Consider the following 19947-nt stretch of genomic DNA (forward strand, 5'->3'; position numbering starts at 1 on the left):
ATGACGAAAGTTTAAGTAAAAACTTTTGATAGTACAGTTATCACTTGGAGGGGAAAACAAATGACAAAATATATTTTCGTTACTGGAGGCGTTGTATCATCTTTAGGTAAAGGGATTACAGCTGCTTCACTTGGCAGATTACTGAAAAACCGTGGATTAAATGTAACAATTCAAAAATTTGATCCATACATCAATGTGGATCCGGGAACAATGAGCCCTTATCAGCATGGTGAAGTATTCGTAACAGACGATGGTGCGGAAACAGACTTAGACTTAGGTCACTATGAGCGCTTTATTGACATTAACTTAAATAAATACAGCAATGTCACAACTGGTAAAGTCTATTCGACCGTTTTAAGAAAAGAGCGCCGCGGAGATTACTTGGGCGGCACGGTACAGGTTATTCCTCATATCACAAATGAAATTAAAGATCGTGTATTCCGTGCAGGAAAAGAAACAAACGCAGACGTAGTGATTACGGAAATCGGCGGCACGGTCGGCGACATCGAGTCTTTACCGTTTTTGGAGGCAATTCGCCAAATCAAAAGTGATATTGGTCGCGATCATGTCATGTACATTCACTGTACACTTGTTCCTTACATTAAGGCAGCGGGTGAAATGAAAACAAAACCGACTCAGCACAGTGTAAAAGAACTACGCAGCTTAGGTATTCAACCAAACGTGATTGTGGTTCGTACCGAAATGCCAATTTCAGAAGATATGAAAGAGAAAATTGCTCTATTCTGTGATATCGATTCAAAAGCGGTTATTGAATGTCGTGATGCAGAAACATTATATGAAATCCCTCTGGATTTACAAGAGCAAAAGTTAGACCAAATTACTTGCGAACATTTAAAATTAAACTGCCAAGAACCGGATATGACAGAGTGGAAGGCGTTAGTTGAGAAAGTAAAAGGCCTTTCTAAGACAGTGAAGATTGCGCTTGTTGGTAAATATGTGGAACTTCAAGATGCCTACATTTCAGTGGTTGAATCACTTCGCCATGCCGGTTATGTATTCGATGCGGATGTAAATGTAAAATGGATCAACTCAGAACATGTTACAGAAGCAAATGCAAAAGAGCTATTGTCTGATGTAAACGGCATTTTAGTGCCAGGCGGGTTCGGAGACCGCGGTGTAGAAGGAAAAATTATTGCGACACGATATGCACGTGAAAACAAAGTACCGTTTTTAGGTATTTGCTTAGGCATGCAACTAGCATCTGTAGAGTTTGCGCGTAACGTGTTGGGATTGAAAGATGCTCATTCGGCTGAACTTAACCCTTCAACGACAAACCCGATCATTGATTTATTGCCTGAACAAAAAGACGTAGAAGATTTAGGGGGCACGTTGCGCCTAGGTTTATATCCTTGTAAAATTTCAGAAGGTACTTTAGCTTATGAAGCATACCAGGATGAAGTGGTATATGAGCGTCATCGTCATCGCTATGAGTTTAACAATGAATATCGCCAAGCGATGGAAAAAGAAGGATTTGTATTCTCCGGTACAAGCCCTGATGGAAGACTTGTCGAAATTATTGAATTAAAAGATCATCCATGGTTCTTAGCATCTCAGTTCCATCCGGAATTCAGATCTCGTCCGACTAGACCACAGCCATTGTTTAGAGAGTTCGTTCGAGCATCATTTGAGCTTGCAAAGAAAAACTAATAAAAAACCCCGTTTTATACGGGTTTTTTTATTAGCATACAGGAGGCACTGACCTAAAGCATATTTTTTATGCTTTAGGTCAGCCTCTTATATTTATTCGTATTCTGCAATAATTTCTTTTACAGTCAAATAAAGTCCATAGTAGGCGTAAAGAGCTGTCATGATCGCTGGGAAACCGTAGCGATTTCCTTCTTCATCTGGGATGAGCGGTTTTAACAGTTTTGTATCAATATGAACATCTACGAATTCTTCAAGTGATGGCGAATTCTCTTTGTGTTCAAGGACGGAGATTCCGACAATTGGGATATTTTTTTTCTGAAGTTGCTGGGCTACGGATATCATATGAGGATCACTTGAAAAACGGGAAACAAGCAAGACGCGATCTACATTCTCCACTTCATCAACAGAGGCCATCAGCTTGGCGCCCGGTAACGGTTCTGGTCCCATGGTTGCTTCTAGTCCTACAGCTTGCATCTCATCTGTTCCATAGATATAAATCGTCCCATCGCCTATACTAGCTTGAGCCAAGATTCTGGCGCCATCTTCTATATGAAATTCTTCTTGTTCTTGTATTCGTTTAAAGTACCCGGTCAATTGGGTTGTAAAAATCTTTAACATATCATTCACCTTTCTTATATATAAATCCACATAACTCATTTGACATGGACAAAAACCGTCCATATCAAATGAGTTACGCATAAGCGGTTGACAAGCTCCCTTGCGGGTTCTTGTCAACCGCTTATACTAGAACCTTTGTAAACTCATTCAAGATGAAAAAACAGAAAGATGCAAATAGAAGAAGAACCTCATCTATCGCTTTTTCTCCTGCTTGTGTTCCGCTGTTCTAGCATCTTGGATAAACTGAAAAGGTTCTCGTATAAGCCTTCGACCAGGGCCCGTGAGGGAAATGGGCGAAGGCTTATGCGTAAAGAATTTGACATGAGCGTTTTTGGCTCATGTCAAATTCTTTACGTGAATTATTATAGCGAAAAGAAATGAAAGAGTAAAAAGAAGGGAAATGTATAGGAAAAGTCGAAAGGTATGGATAATATATAAATAATGAAGGTGGGATTACATTTGAAAGAGAAAATATTAATTGTGGATGATCAATTCGGAATTCGAATTCTATTGACAGAAGTATTGCAAAAGGAAGGATATCAGACTTTTCAAGCAGCCAATGGGTTTCAGGCGATTGACATTGCAAAACAAAATGCACCGGACCTTGTGTTGTTAGATATGAAAATTCCCGGGATGGACGGAATTGAAATCTTGAAGAGATTAAAAGAGCATGACCAAAGCATTAAAGTTATCATCATGACAGCATACGGTGAGCTCGACATGATTCAAGAAGCAAAAGACTTAGGGGCATTAACGCATTTTGCGAAGCCATTTGATATTGACGAGATTCGTCAAGCTGTTCGACAATACCTGCCTGTAGGATCTAATTGATCATTGAATACATAGCCAAGATCGCTCAGAAGATGACTTTGAGATACAGAAGCGATAGGTATTTGTTGGGAAAATGGGTTATTGAAAAATTTGACCATAATGATTCTACCAAGACATGTTTTCTAAAATGGGAGAGGGTTTGACGCGTGGCGATAGGATTTTTCTTTATTAATTCGCAAGATCCTCTTCATGTGACGACCCGTGCGGCCTCCTTCTTTCGGCTGGACGGGTTAATTCTTTTTTAGATTATCTGACTAAATATGTTGCTGATTTGCGCGTAAGTTGGTATCCTAAGTACTGTATTAAACTATTCGATAAGCGAATGTTTCAAACGAACGTATGAAACGTTTGGAATTGTACATAATATCCCAATGAAACTTCTCGGATAGTACTGACAATGGTTTATGTTAAGGAGGATTTTAGTATGCCTTTAGTTTCAATGAAAGAAATGCTAAACAAAGCACTACAAGGTAAGTATGCGGTTGGTCAATTTAACATGAACAACTTAGAGTGGACGCAAGCTATTTTAGCGGCTGCTGAAGAGGAAAAATCCCCGGTTATCCTCGGTGTATCTGAAGGTGCAGCTCGTCACATGAGCGGCTTTAACACAGTTGTAAGCATTGTAAAAGGTTTAATGCAAGACATGAACATCACTGTTCCTGTAGCTATTCATTTAGACCATGGCTCAAGCTTTGAAAAATGTAAAGAAGCAATCGATGCTGGCTTCACGTCTGTTATGATTGATGCTTCTCACCACCCGTTTGAAGAAAACGTAGAGACTACGAAAAAAGTAGTGGAATATGCCCATTCAAAAGGCGTATCAGTAGAAGCTGAATTAGGTACAGTAGGTGGACAAGAAGATGATGTAGTAGCAGACGGCGTAATTTACGCTGATCCTAAAGAGTGTGAAGCGCTTGTTAAACAAACAGGTATTGACTGCTTAGCACCAGCTTTAGGTTCTGTACACGGTCCTTACAAAGGTGAGCCAAACTTAGGTTTCAAAGAGATGGAAGAAGTTCGTGACCGTACTGGTGTACCATTAGTGTTGCACGGTGGTACTGGTATCCCAACAAAAGATATCGAAAAAGCGATTTCTTTAGGTACTTCTAAAATCAACGTAAACACGGAAAACCAAATCGCATTCACAAAAGTAGTACGTGAAGTATTAAACAACGACCAAAAAGTTTATGATCCACGTAAATACTTGGGTCCTGGCCGCGAAGCAATCAAGCAAACGGTTATTGGCAAAATGCGCGAATTCGGTTCTTCAAACAAAGCTTAATGATTTGCTGCATGAATGGGACCGCCTTTTTTAGGGCGGTTTCATTTTAGTGATAAACCATCTTAATTATCTCAATATCTTATTAAACGGAGGGAACGGGCATGAAATTTTTCATCGACACTGCTAACATAGACGAAATTAAGGAAGCGTATTCATTGGGAGTTTTAGCTGGCGTAACGACTAATCCAAGCTTAGTTGCAAAGGAAAATATCACATTTGAAGATCGTCTTAAAGAAATTACGAGCATTGTTTCTGGATCAGTCAGTGCGGAAGTAATTGCAACAGATGCTCAAGGCATGATTGAAGAAGGGAAAGAATTAGCTAAAATTGCTCCTAACATTACCATTAAAGTACCGATGACACCTGACGGATTAAAGGCGGTTAAAGAATTTTCGGAATTGGGAATCAAAACGAATGTAACATTGATTTTCTCTGCTAATCAGGCGCTTCTGGCAGCAAGGGCGGGAGCGACTTATGTTTCTCCATTTTTAGGCCGCTTAGACGACTTAGGGCATAACGGTCTGGATTTGATTTCACAAATCGCTGATATTTTTGCTATTCACGACATTGACACGGAAATTATTGCGGCTTCTATTCGCCATCCAATGCATGTAACAGAAGCGGCTTTAAGAGGTGCACATATTGCTACCATTCCTTATAAGGTCCTCATGCAATTGTTTAAACACCCATTAACAGATAAAGGAATCGAACAATTCTTAAAGGATTGGAACAATCGTTAAGAGCTATTAATGAAATGTTTGGATATCTACCTTGGCATTCACCGCGAGCATAAGTGGGGATGCCCCTTTTTCTGTAAAAATAAAGATTTTATACATGAAAAAATTTTTTTCGTGTAAACTATTAGGTAATATGAAAATAACCATTATTTCGGAAAATAAATTGGTAAATATTACCTTATAGTAGAAGTGGAGTCGTTTTATCTTCACTGGAAGGGAGCCTAAAATGGAAAAGTTAAAAATACAAGGTGGATATACATTGGACGGTACGGTGAGAATCAGCGGGGCGAAAAACAGCGCAGTTGCACTCATCCCAGCGACCATTTTAGCGGAATCTCCAGTCACGATTGAGGGGTTACCGGACATTTCAGACGTGCAGATTTTAAGCGATTTGCTCGAAGAGATTGGCGGAAAAGTAACCTATGAAAACAATGAATTAACGGTTAATCCAACGGAAATGGTGTCGATGCCCTTACCGAATGGTAAAGTCAAAAAACTGCGTGCCTCCTATTACTTAATGGGAGCCATGCTCGGACGTTTCAAAAAGGCGGTCATTGGATTGCCGGGAGGATGCCATTTAGGTCCTCGTCCTATCGACCAGCATATTAAGGGGTTTGAGGCATTAGGGGTTCAAGTGACCAATGAACAAGGCGCCATTTATCTTCGTGCGGAAGAGCTTAAAGGAGCCCGCATTTATCTGGACGTGGTAAGCGTAGGGGCGACCATTAATATCATGTTGGCGGCAGTACGTGCCAAAGGGCGTACCATTATTGAAAATGCCGCGAAAGAACCGGAGATTATTGACGTGGCTACATTGCTTACGAATATGGGAGCGCGCATTAAAGGAGCGGGAACGGATGTTATTCGTATCGATGGAGTTGAACAGCTGAGAGGGTGCCGCCATTCCATTATCCCAGATCGCATTGAAGCGGGCACTTATATGATTATGGCTGCAGGAATGGGCAAAGAGGTATTGGTTGATAATGTCATTCCGCAGCATTTGGAATCTTTAATTGCCAAAATGAGGGAAATGGGTGTTCGTGTGGAGACTAATCCTGAGCAAGTTTTAGTAGCGGGTAGACAGCCATTAAAAGCAGTAGATATTAAAACACTAGTTTACCCAGGGTTTCCGACTGACTTGCAGCAGCCTTTCACTTCTTTATTGACAAAAGCCGCGGGTACAAGCGTAGTGACAGATACAATTTATAGTGCCCGTTTTAAACATATTGACGAGTTAAGAAGGATGAATGCGGTAATCAAAGTGGAAGGGCGTTCTGCTATTATAAATGGTCCTGCTCAATTACAAGGAGCTAAAGTGAAGGCATCCGACTTACGAGCTGGAGCCGCTCTTGTCACAGCCGGATTAATGGCAAGAGGAATTACGGAAGTCACAGGATTAGAACACATTGATAGGGGTTACAGCCATCTTGTGGACAAGCTTTCAGGTTTAGGAGCCGTCATCTGGCGAGAAAGAATGACAGAACAAGAAATTGAGCAGTTTCAAAATTCATGAATATATGAATCCACATAAATCATGTAACATGGACAAAAGCGGTCCATGCCACATGATTTACGCATAAGGCTTCGTCCATTTCCCTTACGGGCCCTTGCCGAAGCCTTATACGAGAACCTTTTGAGTCTATTCAGGATGCTCAAACAAAGGAACATAAACAGGATAACAAGCGATAGATGATGTTAAAAAATTAAGTAGGAGTTATATAAAAATCGACATAAATAATTTGACATGAACACAAAGCATCCATGTCGAATTATTTACGTATAAGCCTATCCAGGATGCAAGAACAGAAAAGGCGTGAATAGGATATAAAGAAGAGCGATTTATCTTGAAAATAAATAAGATTTATATAGATTAAAAAGACAACGGGGGAGAGGAATATGGAAAGAAGTTTATCAATGGAACTTGTACGTGTAACAGAAGCCGCAGCTTTAGCGTCTGCACGATGGATGGGGCGAGGTAAAAAAGATGAGGCTGATGAAGCGGCAACGTCTGCTATGAGAGATGTATTTGATACAGTTCCGATGAAGGGGACAGTTGTCATTGGAGAAGGGGAAATGGATGAGGCTCCAATGCTTTATATTGGAGAAAAACTTGGTACAGGTTATGGTCCTAGGGTAGACGTTGCAGTCGACCCGTTAGAGGGAACCAATATCGTCGCTTCAGGAGGCTGGAACGGTTTAGCAGTATTAGCTGTTGCCGACCATGGGAACTTGCTTCATGCACCGGATATGTATATGGAAAAAATTGCTGTGGGACCTGAAGCGGTTGGCCAAATCGATATCAATGCACCGATTATTGATAATTTAAAAGCTGTTGCAAGGGCAAAAAATAAGGACATTGAAGATGTGGTTGCAACTGTATTGAATCGTCCGCGACATGAACACATTATTAAAGAACTAAGAGAAGCGGGAGCCCGTATTAAACTAATCAATGACGGAGACGTGGCAGGTGCGATCAATACGGCGTTCGACCATACGGGTGTTGATATTCTCTTCGGTTCTGGAGGAGCGCCAGAGGGTGTCATTGCAGCTGTTGCATTAAAATGCCTTGGGGGAGAACTGCAAGGTAAGCTGTTGCCGCAAAATGACGAAGAACTGACTCGTTGCCGAACAATGGGTATCCAAGACATCAATCGCGTACTCCGAATGGAAGATTTAGTAAAGGGTGACGATGCTATCTTTGCAGCGACCGGTGTTACAGATGGTGAGTTATTAAAAGGGGTTCAATTTAAAGGATTAATTGGAACGACTCACTCTTTAGTTATGCGTGCTAAGTCTGGCACAGTCCGTTTTATTGACGGCAGACACAGTTTGAAAAAGAAACCGAATCTAGTAATTAAGAATTAAAACAATGAGCACCCAGTGGGGTGCTCATTGTTTTAAAGGTTTTGCCTGACCATGATTGCTCGGTTGGTAATGAAAGAAAGCTATCAAGGAAAAACTTGCTCTTAATAGTTAATGCAGGGATGAATGATAACTTGCATTTTTATAAGAGATAGCGGGCGAGTTTCGTACATACATTCCTTTTAGCTGTCTTTTTAGCGTTTCGCCCGGAAACACTTTTACGAATGCTGTTCCTTCAAAGGCGGACAGCATTCGTAAAAATATGTTGATTAAAAAGAGAGAAAAAGGGTAGAATATAAATTGCTACGTCAATTTAGTATGGACAAACTCTACTCAAATATACTTCCAGATTACCTTCTTTATCTTCAAAAAGTTATTCCATCCGTATCTTTTCTCATATTTGCTGACAATCTTCAATATGGGGGAAAAATAGGAAATTATTGATTAAAGCGTGGTGTTTTAATGAGTTTAACATTATCGAATTTAGAAAATATGAAATTAAAAGAGCTTTACGAATTGGCTCGTGAGTATAAAATTTCTTATTATAGCAAGTTGACGAAAAAAGAACTTATTTTTGCCATTTTAAAAGCTCGAGCAGAGCAAGATGGTTTATTGTTTATGGAAGGTGTATTAGAAATTATTCAATCAGAAGGATTTGGTTTCCTTCGTCCGATTAACTATTCACCTAGTTCGGAAGATATTTATATCTCTGCTTCTCAAATTCGTCGCTTTGATTTGCGAAACGGTGATAAAGTGTCAGGTAAAGTTCGTCCGCCGAAAGAAAATGAGCGTTATTATGGTTTGCTTCATGTAGAAGCAGTTAACGGAGACGATCCGGAATCAGCGAAAGAACGTGTTCACTTCCCGGCGTTAACACCAATTTATCCAAATCGCCAAATGGTGCTGGAAACCGAACCCCGGAATTTTTCGACGAGAATCATTGATTTGATTGCTCCGATTGGTTTCGGACAAAGGGGATTGATTGTAGCTCCCCCAAAAGCGGGGAAAACGATGTTATTGAAAGAGATTGCCAACAGCGTGACAACCAATCATCCTGAAGCAGAGCTCATTGTGCTGCTGATTGATGAGCGTCCCGAGGAAGTAACGGACATTGAACGTTCGGTTGCCGGGGATGTGGTAAGCTCGACCTTCGACGAGGTGCCTGAAAACCATATTAAAGTGGCTGAACTGGTACTTGAGCGGGCGATGCGCCTTGTAGAGCATAAGAAAGATGTTATCATTCTTATGGATAGCATTACTCGCCTTGCCCGTGCTTATAACTTGGTTATCCCGCCAAGCGGTCGTACGTTGTCTGGTGGTATTGACCCGGCAGCATTCCATCGTCCGAAGCGTTTCTTTGGCGCGGCCCGTAATATTGAAGAGGGTGGAAGTTTAACAATTCTTGCGACTGCGCTTATTGATACGGGATCAAGAATGGACGATGTCATTTACGAAGAATTTAAAGGAACGGGTAATATGGAACTTCACTTAGATCGTTCATTAGCGGAAAAACGCATTTTCCCTGCTATCGATATTAGACGTTCCGGAACCCGTAAAGAAGAATTGCTCATTCCAAAAGAGCATCTTGATCATTTGTGGACAATTCGTAAAACATTGTCGGATTCCCCGGATTTTGCAGAAAGATTTTTAAGACGCTTGAGACAGTCTAAATCAAATGCAGAATTCTTCAAAATATTGGAAGATGAGAAAAAAGCGGTCACGGCTGCAAAACGATAATTTGTAAAAACAGGTAGTTGCAAAACTGGTGGACCCTTGCTATAATTTCTTCATGTGTGTGTTTAGTATGTGATGTCGAAACGAAATAGTTGATGCTATTATTTCGTCTATCACGTTGATTTATGTAACTCTGTTTCAGAATGATTCAGGGCGGAAGGAGATGAAAAGCATGAAAACAGGAATTCATCCTAACTACAAAAAAGCCATGGTAAAATGTGCTTGTGGAAATGAATTTGAAAGCGGCTCTGTTAAAGAAGAGATTCGCGTTGAGGTTTGTTCTGATTGCCATCCATTCTACACGGGCCGTCAAAAATTCGCTTCTGCAGATGGTCGCGTAGATAGATTCAACAAAAAATACGGTCTTAAGTAATCAATATGATGTTATAAAACAGGCAAGTGACTCTCAGTTCTTGCCTGTTTTTTACTTGAATAGCACTTTTGATACGGAAAAGTATATATATGAATCCACGTAAATCGTTTCAGTTTATTCCGAGTGAGAAAAACTGGAGAGGCATGAACAGAAGAACAAGAAATCTTGGATGTTAAAAATTGAACTGAATTCATAAAGTTAAGGAAGTTAAATTGATGGATGATGGCTTATGGAAGAGTAATCATCTACATAAATGAAATGAGAGAGTGAGAGCGGTTCACTTCATTGGAATTACACGGAAGGGAGAAATCCGCGCCATGTATGTAGTGAAGCAAAGCGGTTGGATTGAAGTTATTTGCGGCAGTATGTTTTCCGGGAAGTCAGAGGAACTCATTCGCCGGGTTCGTCGAACACAGTTTGCCAAGCAGGACGTGCAAGTATTTAAGCCTGCTATTGATAACCGATATAGTGAAGAAGCGGTCGTATCGCATAATGGTTCTTCGGTGATTGCAAAACCCATTAAGAACTCTGCCCAAATTTTAAAAGAAGTGAAAGAAGAAACGGACGTAGTGGCAATTGATGAGGTTCAATTCTTCGATGAAGGTATTTTGGATGTTGTTCAAATATTAGCAGATAAAGGATACCGTGTGATTGTAGCTGGCCTTGATCAAGACTTCAGAGGAGAGCCTTTTGGTCAAGTTCCTGAGTTAATGGCCATAGCAGAATCGGTTACGAAGCTTCAAGCGGTTTGTGCGGTTTGTGGCTCGCCTGCAAGCCGTACACAGCGGCTGATCAATGGACAACCGGCATCTTATGATGATCCTATCATTTTAGTGGGGGCTTCTGAATCGTATGAGCCAAGATGCCGTCATTGCCACATTGTACCTAACAAGTCAAATCAAACAACGAATGTTGAATTGCCCATAACAAAATAACTGTGTCTCAATTTCTTTGAGGGGGTGTCTCCAAACCACTTGTTTTTGTGGTTTGGAGACACCCCCTTCTTTTTTCCTCAAATTTACTTCACTTGATCTTGCATAAGACGGGGAGTCTAAGTGATAGGAGGTGTCAGTATGAAAAAAGCCATCTTATCACTATTTGTATTAGTAATGAGTGCATGTTCGGGATATAACAGTACAAACGATGCCCGAATTGAGGACGAAAATGGGAGAAAGTTGTTAACAACCCATAGAGATAATAAAGAGGTAGAAGAAGAACTTATCAGCTATGAGGAGTTTACTGACCAAAACCCCAATTTTCCCAATACCACACCCGCCAGAACAACGGATTATGAAAAAATGAGAGAAGTGATTGAGGCGGAGACACCTTACCGCTTAGGAGATTTAAAAGTAAACGGGCGTGATGCTTGGGTCACCATTCATACAGGAAAAGACATGAGTGAATCCGAAAAGAAGCGCGCTCAGGAAATAGCAGCCAAAGAGCTGTTTGAAGGATTACCGCGCTTTCATTTCCATGTAAAAGCTGTTCGTTGATTGGAAAGTAATGAAATAGCTGAACAGAGATAGGGCAGCACTTCTTCCGGGAAGGTTATTGTGCTGCAAGATGGCCTGGGTGTGTCGGTTGAATACAGCCAGGTTTCTTCTTTTAATTTGGCTTTGTTGAGAATAATGTTGTTTGTTATGATCAATGTGGATTTATATACTAATTTGATTTTGACGGCCGTTGTCACCTATACTATAATTAGAATGTTATGGATAAAAAATGAGGTGAATGATGTGTTTGATCGTTTACAAGCGGTAGAAGATCGCTACGAGAAGTTAAATGAACTTCTTAGTGATCCTGAAATCGTAAACAACCCCTCTAAGTTAAGAGAGTATTCAAAAGAACAAGCCGATATTCAAGAAACGGTAGAGGCTTATAGAGAATATAAAGATATCAAAGAACAATTAACAGATGCAAAAGCGATGCTGGATGATAAATTAGATGCCGAGATGCGAGATATGGTCAAAGAGGAAATCTCAGAACTGGAAGAACGTGCAGAAGAATTAGAAGAGCGTCTCAAGATTCTGTTGTTGCCAAAAGACCCGAATGATGACAAAAACGTTATCATGGAAATTCGGGGTGCGGCGGGCGGTGACGAAGCCGCTTTGTTTGCGGGTGATTTATACCGTATGTATTCACGTTATGCAGAATCTCAAGGTTGGAAAACGGAAGTCATGGAGGCGACCACCACAGGTGTAGGCGGCTACAAAGAAATCATTTTCATGATTAACGGTAAGGGTGCCTATTCAAAAATGAAGTTTGAGAACGGTGCTCACCGCGTTCAGCGTGTACCTGAAACCGAATCAGGCGGACGTATCCATACATCAACGGCTACGGTAGCTTGCTTGCCGGAAGCGGAAGAGGTGGAAGTAGAAATCCACGAAAAAGATATCCGTGTCGACACCTTCGCATCCAGCGGCCCGGGTGGACAAAGTGTTAACACAACCATGTCTGCGGTGCGTTTAACTCACCTTCCGACTGGAATTGTGGTATCGTGTCAGGATGAGAAATCGCAAATTAAGAACAAAGAAAAAGCAATGAAAGTATTACGTGCTCGCATTTATGATAAATTCCAGCAAGAAGCACAAGCCGAATACGATCAAAATCGTAAGCAGGCGGTCGGTACAGGAGACCGTTCTGAGCGTATCCGCACTTACAATTTCCCGCAAAACCGTGTAACAGACCACCGCATTGGTCTTACGATTCAAAAACTTGATCAAATCTTGGAAGGTAAGCTTAACGAAGTGATTGAAGCACTCATCTTGGAAGATCAAGCCCGTAAAATGGAGCAAGCTGACTAATGTTGGCCGAGTTTCACAAAGTGTACGAAGCCCTCAAATGGGCTTCTTCTTTTTTAAGAGAAGCGAATCGAGATGAAAATGCGGGAGAATTGTTATTGCGTCATCATTTAAAGATGAGCCGTGCCATGTTGTTCAGCTCTATGCAAGAGCAGCTGGATGAGAAGTTGAAGGAGCAATTTATAAAAGATGTTCAAGCTCATGCGGCAGGGACACCTGTGCAATATATTATCGGATCAGAAGAGTTCTACGGGCGCACCTTTCAAGTAAATGAAGAGGTCCTGATTCCGCGTCCCGAAACAGAAGAATTAGTGGAAGGTGTCATTAAAAGGGCGAGAGAACAGTATGGAGAAAAAAAGTTTGATCTTATAGATGTGGGAACAGGAAGCGGGGCCATTGCCGTTACACTTGCGTTAGAGCTGCCTGAGGCCAATGTCACGGCTATTGATATTGCTGAGCCTTCTTTAGAGGTAGCCCGGAAAAATGCGCGGCTGCTTGGAGCGAATGTTTCATTTTTACAAGGCGACTTATTACAGCCTTTTATCAAGCAAGCGAAGAAAGTAAATGTAGTCGTTTCTAATCCGCCTTATATTCCCGATAAAGAAGTCGAGATTCTTTCTCCTATTGTTCGAGAGCATGAGCCTATCAGGGCATTAGCCGGGGGAGAGGATGGTTTAGATTTTTATCGTCGCTTTATGGAAGAACTCCCGCTTGTTATAAAGGAGAAAGGTTTGATTGCTTTTGAAGTGGGAGCAGGACAAGCTCGTGCTGTTGCATGGATGCTCGAGCAAACATTCCCTCAAGCCCGTGTAGAAGTGATCTATGACATTAACGGAAAAGATCGCATGGTCTTTGCCCAACTAGGTTAATCCACGTAAATCATTTACCACGGATAAAAAAGCTATCCTTGGTAAATGATTTACGCATAAGCGGATGACAATCTCCCTTTCGGGTTCTTGTCATCCGCTTATACGAAGACCTTTGTAAGCCTGCTCAAAGTGAGAGAACAGAAAACCGCAAATAGAAGAAGGCTTATGTGTAAAGGATTGGATATGGGTATTTTTGGCTCATGTCCCATTCTTTATGTGGATTTATATATAGTATGATTTTCACTTTTACTCTTTTGTTGATTAGGAAAATTTTTGAATGTTTTCTATGAAATGGACCTTTTTTTCGCATAATCGATTTTCATCAGCTTAAGGCAAAGGCCCATTTCATTAAATTTCTCCAAAAATATGTTTTTATTTTTGGAGAAATTTAATAGTTTAAGATAATCTTCATCTGTCCATACTGTTTTACTGAGGGGACGGTGGGGAAACATGATGAAAAAATACGTTATTATCTATTTTCTTCTTTTATTAATCGGTGCGAACAGCCACATAATGTATACACAATCTGCTGTAAAGGCAAATGAACCGACGGTTATTCCGGATGAAGCAATTCGCCTGCGAATTTTAGCAAACAGCGACTCGGATGAAGACCAGGCTTTAAAAAGAGAAGTTCGTGATCGCGTAAATGAGGAAATCAACAAATGGGTAAAGGATTTAACATCTATTGAAGAGGCAAGAAAGTTAATAAAAGGCCGTTTACATATTATTAAAGAGATAGCCGAAGAAGTGGTGGAAGAGCATCAAGCTGGACAAAATGTCGAAGTCAAATTCGGAAAAGTGCGGTTTCCAACAAAACTCTACGGACAATTTTTATATCCGGCGGGAGAGTATGAAGCTATTTTGATTACGTTAGGAGAAGGGGAAGGAGCCAACTGGTGGTGCGTATTATTTCCTCCTCTTTGTTTCCTGGATTTTTCAAACGGAGAAGCAGTAAAAGAAAAAGAAGAGCCAAAAAATGAGAAACAACAAGAAGGGAAAGAACAAGTAGAGGTCAAGTTTTTCCTTGTAGAGCTATTCTCAAAACTATTCAATTAAAAAAATCCACATATGTGATGGACCGCTTATATACACACTATTGATTCTACTGGATTTGAGATGGCGGTCCATTACACGGGGAAGGATAGAAAAAGGGGGGAGTTACCCCTTTTTCTATCCTTCCCTGGTTCTATTTCTTATTACTATTCATAGAGTAGATACTAGAAAAGGGATATGAGGTGATAAGGAATGGAGAAAATTGTTCGTCTAGCAACAAAAAATGATGTGGACTCGGTGAAAGCTTTCTTACAAAAGGTTGATATTGAGATAAGTGGGCTAGAGGATTATATTGAATATTTTGTACTTATGGAGGACGATCAGCAAAACTTGCTGGCAACAGTCGGATTTCAACCCATCGATGGAGACGGACTATTAAGATCTTTAGTTGTAACTCCATCTTTAAAAGAAAGAGACATTCTAGTGCTTTTTCAAGCGATTATGACAGTGGCGGAAGAAAAGGGAATGCGGCATCTATATTTAGCTACCAATAAAACAGCATCGATTTCATTTTTTGAGCTGCTGAAATTCCGTGAAATTTTGTACAATCAGTTACCTTCTTGTATAAGAGAAGGTAGCTACATCGAAATAAAAGAAAAAGGACCTTCCTTGCACATTATGGAATATACTCTTTAACTAAGGGGAAATTATATAAAATGAAACTGATCGGGCTCTTAGGGAGAGATAGAGCAGGACAAAAGTAATATCCACATAGTTATCAACATAAAATCAAGATTTATCCACATTTTGTGGATAAATCTTGATTTTTTCCGTGAAATGTTGATTGCTCTTTAATAAAATAGTATCTGTTATAATAAAATAAACAAAATATTGATGATGACATAGGAGTGGAAGAGTTGGAGACAAAAATATGGATTGTGGATAAGTTTATGGGACATGATTTAATTTATCCACAATTAGAAGAGGCAGCACAGTTATTAAAGCAAGGTGAAACAGTCGCTTTTCCCACGGAAACCGTGTACGGTCTAGGTGCAGACGCCACTTCGGATGAGGCTGTGGATAAAATCTTTTTAGCAAAAGGAAGACCAAGTGATAACCCGCTTATTATCCACATTGGAAACAAAAAGAAGGTGGAAGAGATTGCGGTGGATATCCCGACTCCTGCTCGAGTATTAATGAATCGTTTTTGGCCGGGACCCTTAACGTTAGTATTGAAGAAAAAGCCGGGAATATCGGAGAAAGTAACAGCCGGGCTGGAAACGGTGGGCATTCGTATGCCTTCACATCCTGTAGCGTTGGCACTGTTAGAAGCGGTCGATTTACCGATTGCTGCTCCGAGCGCCAATTTATCCGGTAAGCCGAGTCCGACTTTAGCTAAACACGTGTTGGCTGATTTAAATGGTAGAATAAGCGGTATTGTGGATGGAGGGCCCACAGGAGTAGGGGTTGAATCCACTGTATTAGATTGCACGGAGGCGATTCCTGTGATTTTACGGCCAGGCGGTATCACGAAGGAACAGATCGAGGAAGCGATCGGTCCGGTTAATGTGGATAAGGCCCTGTTGGCAAGTGGACAAGCGCCAAAGTCGCCGGGAATGAAATATACTCATTACGCCCCGGATGCGCCTCTTTACATCGTGGAAGGATCGAGGGAGTTTTTGCAGCAAAAAATCGATGATCTAAAAGCCCAAGGCAAGCGGGCTGGTGTATTGACGACATTAGAAAATGAATCGTTTTACCGAGCGGATGTTGTGTTGGTTTGCGGCACTAGACATGATTTATCCACAGTAGCTGCCCATCTTTATGAGGTGCTCCGTTCTTTCAATGAACACCATGTGGATATTATTTTAAGTGAAAGTTTTCCACAAGAAGGCGTTGGCCAGGCTGTGATGAATCGGTTAATGAAAGCGGCAGGTCATCAAGTCATATCCGAAATAGACTAGGCCTACTGCAGAGAGGAGAAGGAAGTGTTGCTTCTTCTCTCTTTTTTATTTCGCAAGGGTGTTCGTTATTCTAAACCTTTTTGTACATGCATATGGTGAATTAGGCACGTCCGAGGAGGGGGAAAATGAACATATCCACAATCGTAGGTGAACTAATTACGTTGCTCATTATGGCGCTGGCTTTAGGAATGGATGCTTTTTCTGTCGGATTAGGGATGGGGCTAATTCGATTGCGCTTGCGCCAAATCCTTTATATAGGAGTCATAATCGGATTTTTTCATATATGGATGCCTCTTGTGGGGATGATAATCGGAAAGGTATTGTCGGATAAACTGGGAACCATCGCTTCTTATGCAGGCGGTGTGTTGTTAATCGTATTGGGAATACAAATGGTCATCTCATCGCTTCGGCATAAGGAAGAAAGTTTTATTAAGCCAGTCGGGTTCGGATTGATTATATTTGCATTAAGTGTAAGCTTAGATAGTTTTTCGGTGGGGTTAAGCTTGGGGATTTTTGGTGCTAGAACGGCATTAACCATTGCAATCTTCGGTTTTGTCAGCATGATATTAACATGGCTGGGATTAATAATGGGCCGAAGGGTACAGGGGTGGCTTGGGAACTATAGCGAAGCCCTGGGGGGGAGCATTTTATTGGCATTTGGCATAAAGTTATTGCTGCCGTTATAATACAAGGTTATTACTTCAATGGCAGTTTTCTTTCATGTTTAGGAGGTTGAAGCAAAAGTATACACCCTATACTTTTGCTTCAGCCTCCTTTTAGATTATAACAAGAAAGGGATGAGGAGAGATGGATGATAAGGGAGTTCTTGCTAACGGATTGGTATAATGAGTATGATAAAAGAAATTTGGAAGAGTGGTTCAGAAATCATTTTCATTAGGGCAGGAACGGGAAGAAAAGGAGGAATATACACATGAAGCGTATTTTATTCGTCTGCACGGGAAACACATGCAGAAGTCCGATGGCAGAGGCTTTGTTGAAGGCCAGAAACATTGAGGGGGTAGAAGTGAAATCAGCAGGGGTATATGCTTTTCCGGGCAGTGAAGCCTCACAGCATGCTAAGACAGCATTAAGGGAAAAAGGAATTGAACATTCACACTCTGCTTCTCTATTAAATCAGGAGTTAATTGATTGGGCTACCCATATTTTAACGATGACAGCAGGTCATAAACAAATAATTATCGAGAATGCCCCCCAAGCCTTCGATAAGACATATACCTTGAAAGAATTTGTCATGGAAACCGATCATGATGTTTCAGACCCCTTTGGAAGTTCTCTTGATGTGTATCGGAAAACATTAAATGAATTGAATGAGCTGGTCGATAAATTAATTGACAGATTAACATAAGAAATATCGGAGGCTAAACCATGGGGAAAAAACTCGATATCAATTTGGATTGAGATTGAAGTTGGTATTATTTATCTCAATCCTGGCCATTATTACGTACACAACTAGTGCTTTCTTTATTTATGTCGTATATCCTTTTGTATCGCACATGATCGGTGAGCAGCTGTTTACCATTATGACTCTTTTATTAGGTATTTTTTGGTCAGGGTTCTTGGCCTACTTAGCAGCGGGTTTTCTGATCAAGCCTCTGCAACAGCTGGAAATCGTAGCGAAAAAAGCGGCAGATGGTATCGTAAATGAAAATGTTGAAGTTTCCAAATCAGACGACGAAATTCGTTCACTTGGATTGGCGTTTAATCAGATGCTGCAGAACTTGAGAGAAATGGTTAAAAATATTGAACAAAATTTCGAGCAGACTAATGAAAAGGTGTTAATGATCTCGACTCATACCAGTGAAGCAGCTTTACAGGCGAATAATATTGCAAGAACAATCGATGAGATTTCAAAAGGGGCTGAGAGTTCTGCTGTGTCCATCCAAGAGACATCAGAGTCTGTTGAACAAGTCATTCTAATGGCAGAAGAAGTTGAGAGTAAAGCGGATTTATCCAAAACACTGTCAGAAGAGATGGTCTTTTCACTCGAAAAAAGCCGCCAGGCAACGAATGATTTAATTGATGGTATGCGTAATTTAATGAATAACAATGAACAGTCCTTAGAAGCGGTTAAACGTTTGGAGAATCATGCAAATCAGGTGGAAAATATTATTCGATTGGTGGGAGATATTGCAGGACAGACGAACTTGCTTGCTTTGAATGCATCGATTGAAGCGGCAAGGGCAGGAGAGCATGGAAAAGGATTTGCTGTTGTAGCGAATGAGGTGCGGAAGCTGGCAGACGAGAGTGCCAAAGCAGTTCAGGGCATTACAGAGCTGATCCAAAACATTCAGAAAGAAGTCCGGAACGTTGTTGGACAAATTGAACATCAAGTAGAGGTCGCAAAAGAAGAAGTGCTTAAAGGTGACAAAACCACAAAGGAAATTGGAGAAATGGCCCAATCGGTTCATGAAGTGGTAGAAGCCGTTGAACAAATTGTTCTATTAGTGAAACGTCAAATGGAAAGTATTCATCATACTTCAATCCAGTCCCAAGAAGTAGCGGCAATTGCTGAAGAAACATCGGCAGGAGCAGAGGACGTCAATGCTTCTATCCAGGAGCAATCCTCATTAATGGATGATGTCAACGATATGGCTAAACAGCTGTCAGAACAAGCGGAACAATTAAAATTAACGATTCAGCGTTTTACGTTATAATAAGGGGGAGGGAAAGAAAACTTTTTTCAGTAGGGGGCTTACCGCCTATTGGAATGGGAGATCAAGAAGGAGGATTCGATCATGAAAGTAGCAATTGCTTCTGATCACGGCGGAGTGAACATTCGGAAGGAAATTATATCATTAATGGATGAGATGGGTATTCACTATGAAGATCTGGGATGTGAATGCAGTACATCCGTAGATTACCCGGATTATGCCATTCCGGTAGCGGAAAAGGTAGCGAACGGAGAAGTGGATCGAGGTATCTTAATTTGCGGAACCGGGATTGGGATGAGCATCGCCGCAAACAAAGTGAAAGGTGTTCGTTGTGCCCTTGTACATGATATGTTTAGTGCACAAGCAACACGTGAGCATAACGACAGCAACATTTTAGCGATGGGTGAACGTGTCATTGGACCGGGCTTGGCGAGGGAAATCGCAAGAATTTGGCTTACAACTGAATTTGCGGGCGGCCGCCATGAGAATCGTGTGAATAAAATTAAACAATATGAAGAATAGATGCAATAAAATGGGCATGTT

At 41.0% G+C, this 19947-nt stretch carries 20 protein-coding genes; 19 read left to right on the forward strand and 1 reads right to left on the reverse strand.

The annotated features are described in order from the left end of the window. Positions 1 to 60 precede the first annotated feature (60 nt). Positions 61 to 1668: a CTP synthase gene (locus tag ACFOU2_RS23805; protein WP_377918819.1), complete on the forward strand. Its 1608-nt coding sequence runs from the start codon at positions 61 to 63 to the stop codon at positions 1666 to 1668. Between the two features lie 93 nt (positions 1669 to 1761). On the opposite strand, the gene ACFOU2_RS23810 is transcribed toward ACFOU2_RS23805, so the two are convergent. After that, the gene (locus ACFOU2_RS23810; RefSeq protein WP_377918820.1) at positions 1762 to 2286 is read right to left on the reverse strand and encodes a DUF2529 domain-containing protein; all 525 of its coding nucleotides are present in this window, start codon (positions 2284 to 2286) and stop codon (positions 1762 to 1764) included. A 441-nt stretch (positions 2287 to 2727) separates the two neighbouring features. Between ACFOU2_RS23810 and ACFOU2_RS23815 the strand changes: the two genes are divergently transcribed. From ACFOU2_RS23815 to rpiB, 18 genes are all read left to right on the forward strand, one after another. Next, positions 2728 to 3117 (forward strand): response regulator, encoded by a 390-nt coding sequence (locus ACFOU2_RS23815; protein ID WP_377918821.1) that lies wholly within the window; start codon positions 2728 to 2730, stop codon positions 3115 to 3117. A gap of 424 nt (positions 3118 to 3541) precedes the next feature. Next, entirely contained in the window at positions 3542 to 4399 is an 858-nt protein-coding gene (locus ACFOU2_RS23820; protein ID WP_377918822.1) for a class II fructose-bisphosphate aldolase, read from the forward strand. Between the two features lie 101 nt (positions 4400 to 4500). Further along, complete coding sequence (gene fsa / locus ACFOU2_RS23825) at positions 4501 to 5139, forward strand: fructose-6-phosphate aldolase (protein WP_377918823.1); 639 nt, start codon at positions 4501 to 4503, stop codon at positions 5137 to 5139. Between the two features lie 223 nt (positions 5140 to 5362). Beyond that, complete coding sequence (locus tag ACFOU2_RS23830) at positions 5363 to 6649, forward strand: UDP-N-acetylglucosamine 1-carboxyvinyltransferase (protein ID WP_377918824.1); 1287 nt, start codon at positions 5363 to 5365, stop codon at positions 6647 to 6649. A 383-nt stretch (positions 6650 to 7032) separates the two neighbouring features. After that, positions 7033 to 8001 (forward strand): class II fructose-bisphosphatase, encoded by a 969-nt coding sequence (gene glpX / locus ACFOU2_RS23835; RefSeq protein WP_377918825.1) that lies wholly within the window; start codon positions 7033 to 7035, stop codon positions 7999 to 8001. A 459-nt stretch (positions 8002 to 8460) separates the two neighbouring features. After that, the gene (rho, locus tag ACFOU2_RS23840; RefSeq protein WP_377918826.1) at positions 8461 to 9735 is read left to right on the forward strand and encodes a transcription termination factor Rho; all 1275 of its coding nucleotides are present in this window, start codon (positions 8461 to 8463) and stop codon (positions 9733 to 9735) included. A 169-nt stretch (positions 9736 to 9904) separates the two neighbouring features. Beyond that, positions 9905 to 10105, forward strand: coding sequence for a 50S ribosomal protein L31 (gene rpmE, locus ACFOU2_RS23845; protein ID WP_377918827.1), 201 nt, complete (start codon positions 9905 to 9907; stop codon positions 10103 to 10105). Positions 10106 to 10422: 317 nt separating this feature from the next. Beyond that, positions 10423 to 11040 carry a thymidine kinase gene (locus ACFOU2_RS23850; protein WP_377918828.1) on the forward strand — a complete coding sequence of 206 codons (618 nt, stop codon included), beginning with the start codon at positions 10423 to 10425 and terminating at the stop codon, positions 11038 to 11040. A gap of 138 nt (positions 11041 to 11178) precedes the next feature. Continuing rightward, positions 11179 to 11598, forward strand: coding sequence for a hypothetical protein (locus ACFOU2_RS23855; protein WP_377918829.1), 420 nt, complete (start codon positions 11179 to 11181; stop codon positions 11596 to 11598). 243 nt (positions 11599 to 11841) lie between these two features. After that, positions 11842 to 12909, forward strand: a complete 1068-nt coding sequence (gene prfA / locus ACFOU2_RS23860; RefSeq protein ID WP_377919166.1) for a peptide chain release factor 1 — start codon at positions 11842 to 11844, stop codon at positions 12907 to 12909. After that, positions 12909 to 13775, forward strand: a complete 867-nt coding sequence (gene prmC, locus ACFOU2_RS23865; RefSeq protein ID WP_377918830.1) for a peptide chain release factor N(5)-glutamine methyltransferase — start codon at positions 12909 to 12911, stop codon at positions 13773 to 13775. Before prfA ends, prmC begins: the two co-directional genes overlap by 1 nt. Positions 13776 to 14228: 453 nt before the next feature. Next, positions 14229 to 14831: a stage II sporulation protein R gene (gene spoIIR, locus ACFOU2_RS23870; protein ID WP_377919167.1), complete on the forward strand. Its 603-nt coding sequence runs from the start codon at positions 14229 to 14231 to the stop codon at positions 14829 to 14831. Between the two features lie 189 nt (positions 14832 to 15020). Further along, positions 15021 to 15464, forward strand: a complete 444-nt coding sequence (locus ACFOU2_RS23875) for a GNAT family N-acetyltransferase (protein ID WP_377918831.1) — start codon at positions 15021 to 15023, stop codon at positions 15462 to 15464. A gap of 221 nt (positions 15465 to 15685) precedes the next feature. Next, positions 15686 to 16732 (forward strand): L-threonylcarbamoyladenylate synthase, encoded by a 1047-nt coding sequence (locus tag ACFOU2_RS23880; RefSeq protein WP_377918832.1) that lies wholly within the window; start codon positions 15686 to 15688, stop codon positions 16730 to 16732. Between the two features lie 125 nt (positions 16733 to 16857). Beyond that, on the forward strand, positions 16858 to 17418 hold the full coding sequence (locus ACFOU2_RS23885) for a manganese efflux pump MntP (protein WP_377918833.1): 561 nt from the start codon (positions 16858 to 16860) through the stop codon (positions 17416 to 17418). 245 nt (positions 17419 to 17663) lie between these two features. Further along, positions 17664 to 18098: a low molecular weight protein arginine phosphatase gene (locus ACFOU2_RS23890; RefSeq protein ID WP_377918834.1), complete on the forward strand. Its 435-nt coding sequence runs from the start codon at positions 17664 to 17666 to the stop codon at positions 18096 to 18098. Positions 18099 to 18147: 49 nt separating this feature from the next. Next, complete coding sequence (locus tag ACFOU2_RS23895; protein WP_449237057.1) at positions 18148 to 19407, forward strand: methyl-accepting chemotaxis protein; 1260 nt, start codon at positions 18148 to 18150, stop codon at positions 19405 to 19407. Between the two features lie 81 nt (positions 19408 to 19488). Further along, the gene (rpiB, locus tag ACFOU2_RS23900; RefSeq protein WP_377918836.1) at positions 19489 to 19926 is read left to right on the forward strand and encodes a ribose 5-phosphate isomerase B; all 438 of its coding nucleotides are present in this window, start codon (positions 19489 to 19491) and stop codon (positions 19924 to 19926) included. The last annotated feature ends 21 nt before the right edge of the window (positions 19927 to 19947 follow it).

Origin of the sequence: Bacillus songklensis (assembly GCF_042649685.1) — a bacterium.
Lineage (GTDB): Bacteria > Bacillota > Bacilli > Bacillales > Bacillaceae_H > Bacillus_BA > Bacillus_BA songklensis.